Below are 14596 nucleotides of genomic sequence, written 5' to 3' on the forward strand. Positions count from 1 at the left end.
TAAAAACGATTGTTCAGCGAAAGTGGAGTTCTGCTATTTTTGATTTTGGATGAGTATTATCCAGACATTTTTTTAGATAAGTTCTTCAAGAAAAGCAAAGAATAAGGTCAGGGCGAGGAGGTCGGCAGAACCACCTGGGCTTAAATGCCGACTAACTAGGATGCTATTATAGTCTGACATGGCTTTTTTTAAAGATGTTTCAGATAAATTTTGTTTAAGAAGTTGCGTAGCTTCTTTTTTAACCTTTTGCCATGCTTCAATTCCACCTCTGTGAATGAGATTGCCGTCTTCGACAAAAGTCATCAAATAAAGGAGTAGCTGCAATTGCGCACTTTCTTGATGGCTTTTATTTTTAAGAGTTTCTCTGAAATAAGGAATGGCTTTTTGAGTGATGCTGGGAAAGCCTGCACTGGCTTCGCCACGTGGACCCGTTATACCATAATCAAGATAAAGTCTTTCGCCGTAGCTTAAGTTTTCTTTAGTTTCTAAATCATTTAAATCCATGGCTAAAACTTTTGAACAAAGTTCAGAAGCGACTTGGCATATAGCAAGGCTATCTTCTGGAGAGAAGCGATAACTTCTGTCTCGGTTTATCTTATTTTGAGCTAGCCATCTGCCTGTTGCTCCCAGAATGACCGCCAGAGAAAAATTAACCCCTTTATGAGTGTTTATGCCTTTTGTTACTGTAAACATGGCTTTTTCAGCTACAATCCCTTCTTGTCTCAATTGTTTAAATACTTCTTGAGAGGGCTGGGTGATGGTATCAAATCCTATAGATAAATAAGTTTCAAAGAATGGTGCCAGAACAAGAGCGCTGTCAATAAAGGTTTGAAAGGTCATGTCCTTATGGGCGCCATCGTCAAAGCGATCAACCAGACCTGGTTTTGGGCTAAGTGAGACTTCGTAAAGAAGTGATTTGAGAGCGGCTTGGCTAATGCTAGCTATGAGTTTTTTAGTCATGTGGCTGAGCATCCATCTCTTTTAGGATAAAGGTTAGTGAGCGGTTGAGGTGCTGATGTGTAATTTCGGTAACTTTTTCAGTGTTTTGTTCTTTCATGTAATGATAAATATCCCAGTGTTCGCTCAGCGCGAGCTGACGACGTTCCAGTGATGAGATTGAAATTTCCCTAAAATAGGTCAGATAGGTTTGAAGTTCGCTGACGATTTCTCTTAAACGAACCATGCGACTTTTTTCGTAGATACAGTTGTTGAACTGGTTGAAATTATCTAAAATCTGCTCAACATCACCATCAACAATAAAGGTTTCGCATTCTGTTAAAATGGCTTTCATATCATCAAAGTCGTCTGGGGACATTCTTTTCATAGCTGTTATGCTTGCCAAGGTATCTAAAGACTTGCGGATTTCGAAGATTTCCATAGCGTCTTCAATGCTGACACCTTTAACAATAATCCCTTTTTTTGGAATGTGTTCGACCAATTTTTCTTCTAAAAGTTGGGCTAGTGCATAACGAATAGGCGTTCGACTAATGTTTAACTCAAGGGAGAATTCTTTTTCATTGATACGGCTGCCAGCAGGAATCTCTCGTAAAATAATCGTTTTACGAAGGGCTTGGTAAAACAATTGTTTTAGAGGAAGATTTTGGTTGAGGTCAAGGTTAGCTTTTACTGCTTCAATAATTGGATTCATATCATAACCTTTCTATTCATGACTATTATAGCGGAAAATATTTTAAAAATGAATAGTCATTTAAAATGAGCTTGTTTACAAAGGCAAAAGGATCGGACGTGTGTCCAATCCTTTTGCTAGCCATGATAATTTATTATTGTGGCAGATAAACTGGCATATGTCCCATTAAGACAACGGTTACGATGAAGATTATGAAAATAACAAGTGCGTATTTAGCTGATGTTTTTTGCCATTCACCCATGTCAAGTCCTGTCAAACGTAGAAGGAGATATATAAAAGCAACCAGTGGGCTGAGCAAGTGGAAGGCTTGTCCCATGAGGGAAGCAAGAGCCATTGACATGTTGTCGAAGCCATACTGTGAACCAGCTTGCGCTAAGACAGGCATGATGCCGTAGTAGAAGCCGTCGTTTGATAGGAAGAAGGTACCCGGAGCTGAGATGAGGGCGATGATGATTCCCCAGAAGCCAGCCAATTGTTTTGGAATGATAGTAGCAAAACTTTGAGCAAGTGCGCCAGCCATACCAGAACCTTGGAAGAGTCCCATAAATACACCAGCAGCGAAGACCAAGATAACCACTTGAACAGCATTGTCAGCATTGTCACCGATACGTTTTGATTGGTCTTTGAGTTTTGGATAGTTAACCATAAGAGCGATGCAGGTTCCGACGGCAAAGAGAAGAAGGGGTTCAATTTTAATCGCTTCTTCAAATGAACCAGCCACTAGCCAAGCAATCAATACAATGGTTAAAATACCGTTGAAAAGGAAATTTTGTGGACGACGTATAGCAATGGTATCAGGATCTGTAATATCAGTTAATTTTCGGAGTTCAGCGTCTGATAGCTCTTTAACTCCAAGACGTTTACGTTCTTTTTTACCCATACTACGTGCAACGATAAAGATAACATAGAGGACAGAAAGGATCATACCAGGGGCAAGGTATCCGAGGATTTCAGCACCAACACCAAGCACAGACATAGCACGTGCTGTTGGACCACCCCATGGAAGCAAGTTCATGATGGTATTTTGAAGGATAATCAAAACACCAAGATTCATGACATTCATGTTAAGTTTTTTGTAGATAGGTAAGAAGGCTGAAACAACGATAAGTGTTGTTGTAGTACCATCACCATTGAGGGAAACAGCGGCAGATACAATAGCTGTCGCTATTAAGACTTTCATTGGATCGCCCTTAGCAAAGCGAATCATTTTCTCTGTGATAGGATCAAAAAGACCTGCATCAAGCATGATTGAGAAATAGAGGATGGCAAAAAGGAGCATGATACCTGTTTTAGCGGTTCCGTTAATACCATACATAACCATTGGTCCTACGGCTGTAAGGTTGTTAGCGAGTTTATCATCTCCAAGGAATTCTGTAAATTTGGCATCAAGCCCAAAATCAGCAACTCCTGTATAGATAGCGATTATTGTAAAAATAAGTGGCACAATAACCAAGGAGGTTAAAGGTGACATTTTTTTCTTCATGACAACGAACATGAAGACGACGATCATAGCATAAGCTAATATGGTAAGAAGCATAGCTTTTTCTCCTTAAATTTAATGATTATTATATTTAGCTAATATATAACAAAGTGACTTTACACCCCAAGTATAATTGAAAGCGGTTAATTTTTAAAGAGGACTTTGTAATAAAAAACACAAAAAGAACAACTTGAAAAGCTTTTTTGTCAATATTTGGAAACGTTTTTCAAAAAAACACAAAAAAGCCATTCATTAAAATAATCATGTTATATAATAATTTTAGAAGGTTTAAAAAACGCTTACGTAAAGAAAAGTTTAGTATTTTCGTAAAGAAAGGAGACCCTATGGGAATTTTTAAACGGTTATTTTCAAAATCAAGGGAATCGACTAATATTTCTGAGATAAAAGAAAAGAATCGTCACCAAACCGTTGATGAAGCCTGGGAGGAGGTTCCAGCCTATACTCCAGCAACTTCTGAAGATTTTCAATTGATTAGTGTTATAGCTTCAAGCATAGCTGCCGGTGATCACCCAGATAGTCAATTTAAGGTCAAACGGATTTTAAAACGCAATCCTGAAAGTTTGACTGTCTCACTGATTGCCTCAAGCATAGCTGCCGGTGATTATCCAGACAGCCAATTTGTTATTAAATCAATCAAACGAAAAAAATAAGATATATAAGGAGAAAATAATGTTACGTAAATTCAAGATTTCTGTTGATGGCAAAGAGTACTTGGTTGAAATGGAAGAAATCGGTGGAACGCCTGCCCCAGCTCCAGCGGCACCAAGTCCAAGTCCTGCTCCAGCTTCAGCACCAGTTGCTGAAACGCCTGCTGAACCAGACCCTGCCTCATCCGCTCCAGCGGGAGCAGATGCTTTAGCAGCTCCTATGCCAGGAACAATTTTGAAAGTTTTGGTTAATATTGGTGACAGCGTTTCTGAAAACCAACCGCTTATGATTCTTGAAGCTATGAAGATGGAAAATGAAATCGTAGCCTCATCTGCGGGGACAGTTTCAGCTATTCATGTGTCACCAGGTCAGACGGTTAACCCAGGTGATGGTTTGATTACAATTCATTAGGCTTACGTATAGAGAAAGGAATTGACTTAATGGAAACATTAATTGCTGGCATTACGTCTATCACTATTCCTCAAATTGTCATGATGCTGATCGGAGCAACTTTGATGTATTTGGGGATTAAAAAAGAATATGAGCCAACTCTTTTGGTACCTATGGGACTTGGTACTATCTTAGTTAACTTCCCAAGAACTGGTGTTTTAACCCAGGTGGTGAATGGAGTTGAACAAGAAGGTGTCTTCGATGTTCTCTTTAATATCGGTATCGGAACAGAACTCTTTCCGCTTTTGATTTTCATCGGTATTGGAGCTATGATTGATTTTGGACCGCTCTTACAGAATCCATTTATGTTGCTCTTTGGAGCAGCGGCTCAGTTTGGTATCTTCTTTGTTGTGGTGGTTGCTGTTTTAGCAGGATTTGATATCAAAGAAGCAGCTTCAATCGGTATTATCGGTGCTGCGGATGGTCCGACATCTATCTTCGTCGCTAATCAACTGGCACCGAAACTTCTGGGGCCAATCACAGTTGCCGCATACTCCTACATGGCTTTGGTGCCTATCATACAACCTTTTGCTATTAAATTGGTGACAACGAAGAAAGAGCGTCAAATTCGCATGATTTACAAAGCAGAGAGCGTGTCAAAAATGACTAAAATCCTCTTCCCAATTGTCATTACAATTGTGGCTGGATTTATCGCTCCGATTTCCCTTCCGTTGGTTGGTTTTCTCATGTTTGGTAATCTCCTTCGTGAATGTGGTGTTTTGGACCGATTGTCTCAAACAGCTCAAAATGAATTGGTTAATATCGTGTCAATCTTGCTTGGTTTGACTATTTCAGTCAAAATGCAGGCAGACTTGTTTTTGAACGTTCAAACGCTTTTGATTATCGTTTTCGGTCTGGTTGCCTTTATCATGGACTCTATTGGTGGCGTTGTCTTTGCTAAGATTTTGAATCTTTTCCGCAAACAAAAGATCAACCCAATGATTGGTGCAGCAGGTATCTCAGCCTTTCCAATGTCCAGTCGTGTTATCCAAAAAATGGCGACAGATGAAGATCCTCAAAACTTCATCTTGATGTACGCTGTTGGTGCCAACGTGTCAGGTCAAATCGCTTCTGTTATTGCAGGTGGTTTGCTCCTTGCCTTCTTTAGCTAAAGGATAGAAAGAGGACCTTATGATAAATATGGATCATTTATTCCAAGCTTTTGAACTCATGGGCTTGGGCATGTTTGGAATCTTTGTGGTTTTGGGAATTCTCTACATTTCAGCAGAAGTGTTGATTAAATTGTTCCCGTCTGACTAATTGAAATTTTAGAGAGGTGAATCATGGAAATTAAGCAAACAGCAGTTGCTGGTTCTCTAGAATCCAGCGATATTATGCTAACCCTATCTCCAGGTGAGGGTGACGGTATTTCAATGTCACTGGATAGTAGTGTTGAAAAACAATTTGGAACACAAATTCGTCGCGTTATTGAAGAAACATTGAAGAGTCTTGGTGTGACATCTGCCAAGGTAGAAGCTGTGGATAAAGGCGCTCTTGATTGCACCATCCAAGCCCGTACCTTTGCAGCAGCTCATCGTGCGGCTGGTCTTGAAACATACAATTGGAAGGAGATTGACTCATGGAACGTTTGAGAAGAACAATGATGTTTGTCCCTGGTGCCAATGCAGGTATGCTTCGCGATGCGCCGTTGTATGGGGCTGATTCCATTATGTTTGACCTAGAGGATTCTGTTTCTTTAAAGGAGAAAGATACCTCACGTGCACTTGTCCACTTTGCTTTAAAAACCTTTGATTATAGTCATGTTGAAACGGTTGTTCGTATCAACGGCTTGGAAACTTGTGGAGCTCTTGATATTGAAGCCGTTGTCTCAGCAGGTGTTGATGTTATTCGTTTGCCAAAGACAGAAACAGCTCAAGATATTTTTGATGTTGAAGCAGAAATTGAACGTGTCGAACGTGAATACGGTCTTGAAGTGGGTAGCACAGGCATGATGGCGGCTATCGAATCTGCTGAAGGTGTACTCAATGCTAGGGAAATTGCCAAAGCCTCTGACCGCCTCATCGGTATTGCTCTTGGTGCAGAGGATTACGTGACAAATATGAAAACTCGTCGTTACCCAGATGGACAAGAACTTTTCTTTGCTCGTAGCATGATTCTCCATGCTGCTCGTGCTGCTGGGATTGCCGCCCTTGATACGGTTTATTCGGATGTTAATAATACAGAAGGCTTCCAAGATGAAGTTCGCCTGATTAAACAACTCGGTTTTGATGGTAAATCTGTCATCAACCCACGTCAAATTCCATTGGTTAATGAGATTTACACTCCAACAGAGAAAGAAATCGAAAATGCTAAACAAGTTAAATGGGCTATCCGCGAGGCTGAAAGCAAAGGGTCAGGTGTTATCGCGCTTAATGGTAAGATGATTGATAAACCAATCGTAGAGCGTGCTGAACGTGTAATTATGCTAGCAAAAGCAGCAGGAGTTTTGACTGAGGAGGATATTTAAGATGGTGACAAACACACTAGGCCGAGACATTCCTCAAGAATACGCAGACCAGTACGGTGTTTTTGAAGGAGAATTGGCACACATAAAAGACTACCAAGAATCAAGTCGTAGGATTAAAGCCGTAAAACCAGGTGATGATAAACTACTAGGCTCTATTCGTGAAGCCATTGAAAAAACGGGTCTAAAAGATGGTATGACGATTTCCTTTCACCACCATTTCCGTGAAGGGGATTATGTGATGAACATGGTCTTGGATGAGATTGCTAAAGCAGGGATTAAGAATTTATCAATCGCACCAAGTTCTATTGCTAACGTCCATGAACCCTTGATTGAACACATCAAAAATGGTATTGTAACCAATATCACCTCATCAGGTTTGCGTGATAAGGTTGGAGCAGCGATTTCAGAAGGCATTATGGAAAATCCAGTTGTTATTCGTTCACACGGTGGCCGTGCCCGTGCGATTGCTTCTGGTGATGTTCATATTGACGTTGCCTTTCTTGGGGCACCATCATCAGATGCTTATGGAAATGCCAACGGAACGAAGGGAAAAGCAACATGTGGCTCCCTCGGTTATGCCATGATTGATGCCAAATATGCAGACCAAGTGGTTATCATCACAGACACCTTGGTACCCTATCCAAACACACCAATTTCTATCCCGCAAACCGATGTGGATTACGTGGTTGAAGTTGATGCTATCGGTGATCCAAATGGTATCGCCAAAGGAGCAACGCGTTTCACCAAAAATCCTAAAGAGCTCTTGATTGCTGACTATGCAGCTAAAATCATTACCAACTCACCATACTTCAAAGAAGGTTTCTCATTCCAAACAGGTACTGGTGGTGCCTCGCTTGCGGTTAGTCGATTCATTCGTGAAGCCATGATTAAACAAGATATCACAGCAAGTTTTGCCCTTGGTGGCATTACCAATGCCATGGTGGAACTTTTGGAAGAAGGCTTGGTTGAAAAAATCATCGATGTGCAAGACTTTGACCATCCGTCTGCACTCTCACTAGACCGTAATACCGGTAAACACTTGGAAATCGACGCTAACATGTATGCCTCTCCATTGAGTAAAGGCTCAGCCATTAACCAATTGGATACTTGTATCCTTTCAGCACTTGAAGTGGACACTGACTTCAATGTTAACGTTATGACTGGTTCTGACGGTGTTATTCGCGGTGCCTCAGGAGGCCACTGTGACACAGCCTTCGCGGCTAAGATGAGCTTGGTGATTTCACCACTGATTCGCGGACGCATCCCTACTTTTGTGGATAAGGTCAATACAGTCATCACACCAGGTACTAGTGTTGATGTGGTCGTCACAGAAGTTGGTGTCGCCATTAACCCAAATCGTCCTGACCTGATTGAACACTTTAAAGACCTTAAAGTACCACAATTTACTATTGAAGAATTAAAAGAAAAAGCTTACGCGGTTGTTGGTAATCCTGAACCAATTCAATATGGTGACAAGGTTGTTGCCCTCATCGAATACCGCGATGGTAGCTTGATTGACGTGGTTAAAAATGTCTAAAACAAGTGTTTTCGATGGTCCAACTGTCAGTTTAGAAGATATGTTACAAGCACGAGAAGGACGTAGTTTTAGACAAAAAAGCTTGATGGAAAAATACCCACAAGCTAGCCTACTCTGTGCTACCATGAACATTCCAGGTCCTGTCAAAACCTCAGAGAAACTAGGTCAAGCCTTTACTGTCATTATAGATATGATGAAAAAAACACTAGCTGACCATATACTTTTTGACAAAATCATCAGTCCAAAAACGGGCTGGGAATATTATATGGTGTCTACTTTACCAGCATTTGAGCTTAAAAACCGCTTGATTGCTATTGAGGAGTTCAGTGATTTAGGTAGACTGATGGATTTGGATGTTTTAGAGAAAGCTGAAACTGGTTTACTTAGTCCTATTAGTCGGACTGGTCTCGGCAAAGAGCCTCGTAAGTGCTTTATCTGTTCTGAAGTTGCCAAAGAGTGTGGACGTTCACGCAAGCACAGTGTCGAGCAAATGCAGGAAGTTATTAGTCAAATGATTGATGGAGCTTTGGATACCTGTCCAGATTAGATAAGTTAAAACGTATAAAATAAATTTCAAGACAATAAAAATGGAGAAACTCATGACAAAAATTCGTATTACCGAAACGGTTTTACGGGATGGTCAGCAAAGTCAAATCGCAACACGAATGACTACAGAAGAGATGTTGCCAGTCCTTGAACAGTTAGATCAAGCTGGCTACTATGCTCTTGAGATGTGGGGAGGGGCAACCTTCGATTCTTGCTTGCGATACCTTAATGAAGACCCTTGGGAAAGACTTCGTACTATCCGTAAAGCTGTCAAAAAGACTAAATTACAAATGCTCCTTCGTGGGCAAAACTTGCTAGGTTATCGTAACTATGCCGATGATGTGGTAACCAGCTTCATTCAAAAATCTGTGGAAAATGGGATTGATATTATCCGTATCTTCGATGCCTTGAATGACCCTCGTAACCTTCAAACAGCGGTACGTGCGACAAAAGAAGCCGGTGGACATGCTCAGGTTGCTATTTCTTATACAACCAGTCCAGTTCATACGGTGGATTACTTTGTGGATTTGACCAAACGCTATGCAGAGATTGGTGTGGATTCTATCTGTATCAAGGATATGGCTGGTGTTCTGACACCTCAGACTGGTTATGATTTGGTCAAACGTATCAAGGAAGCTGTTGATCTTCCTTTAGAAGTGCACACGCATGCAACCAGCGGTATTTCTGAAATGACTTACTTAAAGGTAGCTGAAGCGGGTGCCGATATTATTGATACGGCAGTGTCATCCTTTGCTGGCGGTACAAGCCAACCTGCTACCGAATCAATGGTAGTAGCTCTTGAGGAACTAGGATTTGATACAGGCATTGACTTGAAGAAAGTTGAAGAAGTGGCAGAGCATTTTAATAAGGTGCGTGACCACTACCGTTCTGAAGGTATTCTTAACCCTAAAGTGAAGGATGTTGAGCCGAAAACCTTGATTTATCAAGTGCCTGGGGGAATGCTCTCCAACTTGCTCAGTCAGTTGAAGGATCAAGGCTTGGAAGATAAATATGATCAGGTGCTTGCTGAGGTGCCTCGTGTGCGTGCAGATCTTGGTTATCCACCATTAGTAACCCCTTTGTCACAAATGGTTGGTACTCAATCTCTTATGAATGTTATTTCTGGCGAACGGTACAAGGTTATTCCAAACGAAATCAAGGATTATGTTCGTGGACTATACGGGCAATCTCCAGCACCCCTTGCTGAGGGAATCAAAGAGTTGATCATCGGTGATGAGGAAGTGATTAGCATTCGTCCGGCTGACTTGATTGAGCCTCAATTACCTGCTCTTCGTGAGGAGATTTCAGGCTATGCGAAGAGTGAAGAGGATGTTCTTAGCTATGCGTCCTTCCCACAACAAGCGCGTGATTTCCTCGGACGCCGTGAAGACCCATTTTACGATGTTCCTGTGCAAAATGTCACCGTTAGCATTGATATTTAATAGACTTTAAAATCAAAAGGATAGGCACTTGCTTTGGCTTGGTGAACTTCAGTTCTGTCATGAGCTTGCTTTATATAGATTGATTTTGTTTAAGTGTTAGTACCATACATTTAACTGTCAAAAAAACTGAACCGTCGTGCAGCGGTTCAGTTTTGTGTGTTCTGACTAATCGATTCTTCAATCTTTAGTACCTTGGAGATGATGTCTGTCATTTCTGCTGGACTTTCCTTGCCACCAGTTGCGACCCAATAGGATATTAAGCTTTCGATGCTGGCTAAATAGACCTGGATGGCATACTCATAGGGAACCCCATAATGTTCTGTAATAAGGATTTTGGATTGGGGAAATTCTAAAAGAAAGTTAGCCACAAAATCTTTAATTGTTTTAGAAAAGTTGACAAAAGAGGTTTTGGAAATAGCTTGAATAAACTCGAAATCATCTTTTAGATAAGAAAAAGTCTGGTTCATAATATGATAAAAATCAGTCTCAAAATTTCCTTTAATCAGAATTCGATACAGTTGTTCAAGAATTTCTTCCTTGAGCGAGGCCATCATGTCATACTTGTCTTGGTAGTGAAGATAGAAAGTCCCACGATTGATACCGGCTTTCTGAGTAATATCTGAAATAGTGATATCTTCAAAGCCTTTATCTCTAAGAAGTAGCGTTAAAGCTTCTTTGATGTATCTCTTGGTTTCTGTTTGACGTTTTTGCATAATCCTATTCTCTTTCTTAAATCAACACTTTGTTGATTTTTGTTCTTGAAGTTTTCTTGTTGTCATTATATAATAATGGCATTCTTAAATCAACGTGTTGTTCATTTAATTAAAAACGATAGAAATGAGAAAAAATCATGTCTTATATTCAAATGAAAAACTCCTATAAGCGTTATCAAACCGGCAGTACCGAGATTGTTGCCAATCGCGATGTGTCATTTGATATTGAAAAAGGTGAGTTAGTCATTATCCTAGGTGCGTCTGGTGCTGGAAAATCAACAGTCTTAAATATCCTAGGTGGAATGGATACCAATGATGACGGTCAGGTCTTGATTGATGGTAAGGACATTTCAGGGGATTCAGATAAGGAACTAACAGCTTATCGTCGCAATGACGTTGGATTTGTCTTTCAGTTTTATAATTTGGTGCCCAATTTAACCGCCAAAGAAAATGTGGAACTGGCTTCTGAGATTGTCCCAGATGCACTAGATGTTGAAAAAACCTTAGCAGACGTAGGACTTGCCAATCGCATGAATAATTTCCCTGCCCAGTTATCTGGGGGTGAACAGCAACGTGTGTCCATTGCACGGGCAGTTGCTAAAAATCCTAAACTCTTGCTCTGCGATGAACCCACAGGAGCCCTGGATTATCATACAGGAAAACAGGTTTTACAAATCCTTCAAAATATGTCACGGGAAAAGGGAACTACAGTGGTTATCGTAACGCATAACGCCGCTCTAGCACCAATCGCTGATAAGGTCATTCGTATGCACGATGCCAGTGTGATAAGTGTTGAGACCAATGAAAATCCTCAAGACATTGCGACCTTGGAATACTAGGAGGTAGTCATGTCAAAGAAAACCTACTGGAAGGATATTTGGAAATCTTTAGCCTCCTCTAGAGGGCGTTTCCTGTCTATCATGCTCTTAATGATGCTGGGAGCTTTTGCTTTTGTCGGTCTCAAGGTTACCACACCGGATATGCAACGCTCAGCGACTGACTATCTCAATCGCCAAAATACCATGGATTTGACGGTTATCTCAAATATGGGTTTGGGAAAGAAAGACCAAGAAGAGCTGAAACATCTTAAAAAAGCCAACGTTGACTTTGGATATATGACCGATGTGACCATCAAGGATACTCATGAGGCGCTGAGAGTCATGTCAAGGCCTGATAAGATTTCGAAAATGACCTTGGTGAAAGGACAACTTCCTAAGAATGATAAGGAAATTGCCCTAGCATCTACTCTTCAAAAGAACTATCAAGTTGGGGATACTATCAAGGTTAGGCAAGCAGATGACGGCATTCTCAAAGAAACAAGGTTTAAGGTGACTGGTTTTGTCAATTCGCCGGAGATTTGGTCCACAACAAACCTTGGATCATCAACCGCAGGTGACGGTAACTTAAAAGCTTATGGCGTAACAGTGGCTGACGCTTTTGATAGCGATTATCCTATTCTGGCTCGTATCCGCTATCAAGATTTGGTGACCTTAAGCCCCTTCGAAAAAACATATCAGAATCGCTTGAGAGATAAAACTGATGCTCTGGACGAACTCTTAGCAGATAATCCGGAAGCTCACCTAGCCGAAATCAAAAAAGACCCACAAGATGAGCTCAATCACAATAAAACATCATTAGCCCAAGCTAAAGAAAAACTCACTGATAGCGAGAGCAAAATAGCCACTGCTAAGAAAAACTTGGAAGAGCAAGAAAAAGTTTTAAGCGCCTTACCAGAATCTCAAGCTAAAACTGCTAGTCAACAGTTACAAAAAGCTCAAAAAGAAATGGCTTCACAAGAAAAGAATCTAGAAACAGCCAAAAAAGAGTTAGCCAAAAACGAAAAAGCTTTAATCAAAGCACAAGATGAGTTAGATAGGCTAGAGATGCCGACTTATACGGTTTATACTCGTGAAACTCTACCAGGTGGCAATGGCTACATGGTTTACGCATCTGGCTCGGACAGCGTGGCACAAATCGGTAACATCTTCCCAGTTGTTCTTTATCTGGTGGCAGCACTAGTGACTTTCACGACGATTACCCGATTCGTCGATGAAGAGCGCAATAACTCAGCCATCCTAAAAGCGCTAGGTTACAGTAATACAGATGTCATTCGTAAGTTTGTTATCTATGGCCTTGTTGCTAGCTTGACGGGGACAATATTGGGAATCGTGGCAGGTCATTACATTCTGCCACGAATTATCGCTGATATCATGACTAAAGACACAACTATTAGCGGAGTTCAGTACGACTTTTTCTGGTCGTATAGCTTAATTGCTATCGGTCTAGCCCTCATTTCAGCCGTTTTACCAGCCTATCTGATTGCTCGTCGAGAACTGAGTGAAAAAGCAGCTCAATTGCTCTTGCCTAAACCACCAGTTAAAGGCTCTAAAATCTTACTAGAACGCATGTCCTTTATCTGGCAAAAAATGTCCTTCACTCAAAAAGTGACTGCCAGAAATATCTTTCGTTACAAACAACGCATGCTCATGACCATTTTTGGTGTTGCAGGATCAGTTGCTCTTTTATTTGCAGGTCTTGGGATCCAATCCTCCTTATCTAAGGTCGTTGATAACCAGTTTGGTCGCTTGACACCTTACGACATGCTGGTTATTGAAAAGTCATCTGCTAGCGCAGAGGAGAAAGAAAAACTAGCCGAAGCCCTATCAGGTCCAGAGATTGCTAAAGAAAAAGAAATTACCTATGCTTCAATAATGTTAGAAGTACCTGAAATGTCCCAACACCAATCGGTGTCTCTACTTATTACTCGTCAAAAAGATTTTGATTCCTTTATTAATCTTTACGATGCTAAGACAGGTAAAAAAAGAGAACTAAGTAAAGACGGTATTCTGATTTCTGAAAAATTAGCTAAAGCTTATCAGGTTAAAGAAGGACAAGAGATTAGACTGAAAGCTGATAAAGGTCAAGCAGTTAAGGTTAAGATCTCAGCTATTATTGAGATGAATGCGGGGCATTATCTCATGATGTCTCAGGATGTTTTTGATAAGCACTTTGCCGAATTTGAGTCTTCACCAGCCTACTTGCTTAATCTAAAAGATCAATCAAGTAAGGTTTTGAAATCACAAGCAAGCAAGTTATTGAGCTTGCCCGCTGTTGCAGGTTTAAGTCAAAATTCTGCTATGGTAGATACGGTTAAAGCAGTAGTGGCTTCCCTAAATGGTGCTATGACTATCTTGACGGTAGTCGCAGTCCTCTTAGCTGTCGTTATTCTTTATAACTTGACCAATATCAATGTGGCAGAGCGTATCCGTGAACTGTCAACCATCAAGGTTTTAGGCTTTTACGATAAAGAAGTTACTCTATACATATACCGTGAGACGATTATCTTATCTCTGATCGGGATTGGCTCAGGCCTCTTTTCAGGTATTTACCTTCACAAGCTCATTATGAGTATGATTGGTGGCAATGATATCCTTTTTGGCACGCAAGTTGCTTGGACGGTTTATGCCATTCCAATTGCTGTTATTCTTATCATTTTAATGCTACTAGGCGTATTGGTTAATCATATCCTTAAAACCGTAGATATGCTAGAAGCCTTGAAATCTGTCGATTAGAAGAACTAGGTATAGATAGAGATTGACTACTCCAAAGTAAGGCTCTTTGTCAACTGTAGTGGGTTGATGTCA

The 14596-nt window shown here is 40.8% G+C and carries 15 protein-coding genes; 11 read left to right on the forward strand and 4 right to left on the reverse strand.

From position 1 onward, the window contains the following. Positions 1–72: 72 nt before the first annotated feature. The 3 genes from citG to ACMZ6U_RS05705 form a co-directional block, all read right to left on the reverse strand. Positions 73–960, reverse strand: coding sequence for a triphosphoribosyl-dephospho-CoA synthase CitG (citG, locus tag ACMZ6U_RS05695; protein WP_416106986.1), 888 nt, complete (start codon positions 958–960; stop codon positions 73–75). Further along, positions 953–1648 carry a GntR family transcriptional regulator gene (locus ACMZ6U_RS05700; protein WP_416106988.1) on the reverse strand — a complete coding sequence of 232 codons (696 nt, stop codon included), beginning with the start codon at positions 1646–1648 and terminating at the stop codon, positions 953–955. Before ACMZ6U_RS05700 ends, citG begins: the two co-directional genes overlap by 8 nt. Positions 1649–1781: 133 nt before the next feature. Then, positions 1782–3185, reverse strand: a complete 1404-nt coding sequence (locus ACMZ6U_RS05705) for a CitMHS family transporter (protein ID WP_416106990.1) — start codon at positions 3183–3185, stop codon at positions 1782–1784. Positions 3186–3472: 287 nt separating this feature from the next. Here ACMZ6U_RS05705 and ACMZ6U_RS05710 point away from each other — a divergent pair, with 287 nt between their 5' ends. Genes ACMZ6U_RS05710 through ACMZ6U_RS05750 form a run of 9 tightly spaced genes read left to right on the forward strand, consistent with a single transcriptional unit; the run spans position 3473 to position 10239 of the window. Further along, complete coding sequence (locus tag ACMZ6U_RS05710; protein WP_416106992.1) at positions 3473–3799, forward strand: hypothetical protein; 327 nt, start codon at positions 3473–3475, stop codon at positions 3797–3799. 19 nt (positions 3800–3818) lie between these two features. Then, complete coding sequence (locus ACMZ6U_RS05715) at positions 3819–4208, forward strand: acetyl-CoA carboxylase biotin carboxyl carrier protein subunit (RefSeq protein ID WP_416106994.1); 390 nt, start codon at positions 3819–3821, stop codon at positions 4206–4208. A gap of 29 nt (positions 4209–4237) precedes the next feature. After that, on the forward strand, positions 4238–5359 hold the full coding sequence (locus ACMZ6U_RS05720; protein ID WP_416106996.1) for a sodium ion-translocating decarboxylase subunit beta: 1122 nt from the start codon (positions 4238–4240) through the stop codon (positions 5357–5359). Between the two features lie 19 nt (positions 5360–5378). Next, positions 5379–5507, forward strand: a complete 129-nt coding sequence (locus tag ACMZ6U_RS05725; protein WP_416106998.1) for an OadG-related small transporter subunit — start codon at positions 5379–5381, stop codon at positions 5505–5507. A 23-nt stretch (positions 5508–5530) separates the two neighbouring features. Beyond that, entirely contained in the window at positions 5531–5839 is a 309-nt protein-coding gene (gene citD, locus ACMZ6U_RS05730; RefSeq protein ID WP_416107000.1) for a citrate lyase acyl carrier protein, read from the forward strand. Further along, complete coding sequence (gene citE, locus ACMZ6U_RS05735; protein ID WP_416107002.1) at positions 5827–6714, forward strand: citrate (pro-3S)-lyase subunit beta; 888 nt, start codon at positions 5827–5829, stop codon at positions 6712–6714. The genes citD and citE overlap by 13 nt, the downstream gene beginning before the upstream one ends. Position 6715: 1 nt before the next feature. Beyond that, positions 6716–8251 (forward strand): citrate lyase subunit alpha, encoded by a 1536-nt coding sequence (gene citF / locus ACMZ6U_RS05740; protein WP_416107003.1) that lies wholly within the window; start codon positions 6716–6718, stop codon positions 8249–8251. Next, the gene (citX, locus tag ACMZ6U_RS05745; protein WP_416107004.1) at positions 8244–8798 is read left to right on the forward strand and encodes a citrate lyase holo-[acyl-carrier protein] synthase; all 555 of its coding nucleotides are present in this window, start codon (positions 8244–8246) and stop codon (positions 8796–8798) included. Before citF ends, citX begins: the two co-directional genes overlap by 8 nt. A 52-nt stretch (positions 8799–8850) precedes the next feature. Further along, a complete protein-coding gene (locus tag ACMZ6U_RS05750) occupies positions 8851–10239 on the forward strand; it encodes an oxaloacetate decarboxylase subunit alpha (RefSeq protein ID WP_416107006.1) in 1389 nt (462 codons plus the stop codon). Between the two features lie 146 nt (positions 10240–10385). Here the strand turns inward: ACMZ6U_RS05750 and ACMZ6U_RS05755 are convergent, their stop codons facing one another. Further along, positions 10386–10952: a TetR/AcrR family transcriptional regulator gene (locus tag ACMZ6U_RS05755; protein WP_416107008.1), complete on the reverse strand. Its 567-nt coding sequence runs from the start codon at positions 10950–10952 to the stop codon at positions 10386–10388. 137 nt (positions 10953–11089) lie between these two features. On the opposite strand from ACMZ6U_RS05755, the gene ACMZ6U_RS05760 reads away from it, so the two are divergent. Both ACMZ6U_RS05760 and ACMZ6U_RS05765 read left to right on the forward strand, forming a co-directional pair. Further along, positions 11090–11791: an ABC transporter ATP-binding protein gene (locus tag ACMZ6U_RS05760; RefSeq protein ID WP_416107010.1), complete on the forward strand. Its 702-nt coding sequence runs from the start codon at positions 11090–11092 to the stop codon at positions 11789–11791. A 9-nt stretch (positions 11792–11800) separates the two neighbouring features. Next, on the forward strand, positions 11801–14524 hold the full coding sequence (locus ACMZ6U_RS05765) for an FtsX-like permease family protein (RefSeq protein WP_416107012.1): 2724 nt from the start codon (positions 11801–11803) through the stop codon (positions 14522–14524). Positions 14525–14596 lie beyond the last annotated feature (72 nt).

This window comes from Streptococcus pluranimalium, assembly GCF_047785745.1.
Lineage (GTDB): Bacteria > Bacillota > Bacilli > Lactobacillales > Streptococcaceae > Streptococcus > Streptococcus pluranimalium_B.

Excerpts from the sequence above, each read along its gene's own strand:
- ACMZ6U_RS05765 (WP_416107012.1), top strand. The coding sequence starts at position 11,801 with ATGTCAAAGAAAACCTACTGGAAGGATATTTGGAAATCTTTAGCCTCC.
- ACMZ6U_RS05750 (WP_416107006.1), top strand. The coding sequence starts at position 8,851 with ATGACAAAAATTCGTATTACCGAAACGGTTTTACGGGATGGTCAGCAA.
- citF (WP_416107003.1), top strand. The coding sequence starts at position 6,716 with ATGGTGACAAACACACTAGGCCGAGACATTCCTCAAGAATACGCAGAC.
- ACMZ6U_RS05725 (WP_416106998.1), top strand. The coding sequence starts at position 5,379 with ATGATAAATATGGATCATTTATTCCAAGCTTTTGAACTCATGGGCTTG.
- ACMZ6U_RS05700 (WP_416106988.1), bottom strand. The coding sequence starts at position 1,648 with ATGAATCCAATTATTGAAGCAGTAAAAGCTAACCTTGACCTCAACCAA.
- citX (WP_416107004.1), top strand. The coding sequence starts at position 8,244 with ATGTCTAAAACAAGTGTTTTCGATGGTCCAACTGTCAGTTTAGAAGAT.
- ACMZ6U_RS05760 (WP_416107010.1), top strand. The coding sequence starts at position 11,090 with ATGTCTTATATTCAAATGAAAAACTCCTATAAGCGTTATCAAACCGGC.
- ACMZ6U_RS05755 (WP_416107008.1), bottom strand. The coding sequence starts at position 10,952 with ATGCAAAAACGTCAAACAGAAACCAAGAGATACATCAAAGAAGCTTTA.
- citG (WP_416106986.1), bottom strand. The coding sequence starts at position 960 with ATGACTAAAAAACTCATAGCTAGCATTAGCCAAGCCGCTCTCAAATCA.
- ACMZ6U_RS05710 (WP_416106992.1), top strand. The coding sequence starts at position 3,473 with ATGGGAATTTTTAAACGGTTATTTTCAAAATCAAGGGAATCGACTAAT.
- citE (WP_416107002.1), top strand. The coding sequence starts at position 5,827 with ATGGAACGTTTGAGAAGAACAATGATGTTTGTCCCTGGTGCCAATGCA.
- ACMZ6U_RS05720 (WP_416106996.1), top strand. The coding sequence starts at position 4,238 with ATGGAAACATTAATTGCTGGCATTACGTCTATCACTATTCCTCAAATT.
- ACMZ6U_RS05705 (WP_416106990.1), bottom strand. The coding sequence starts at position 3,185 with ATGCTTCTTACCATATTAGCTTATGCTATGATCGTCGTCTTCATGTTC.
- ACMZ6U_RS05715 (WP_416106994.1), top strand. The coding sequence starts at position 3,819 with ATGTTACGTAAATTCAAGATTTCTGTTGATGGCAAAGAGTACTTGGTT.
- citD (WP_416107000.1), top strand. The coding sequence starts at position 5,531 with ATGGAAATTAAGCAAACAGCAGTTGCTGGTTCTCTAGAATCCAGCGAT.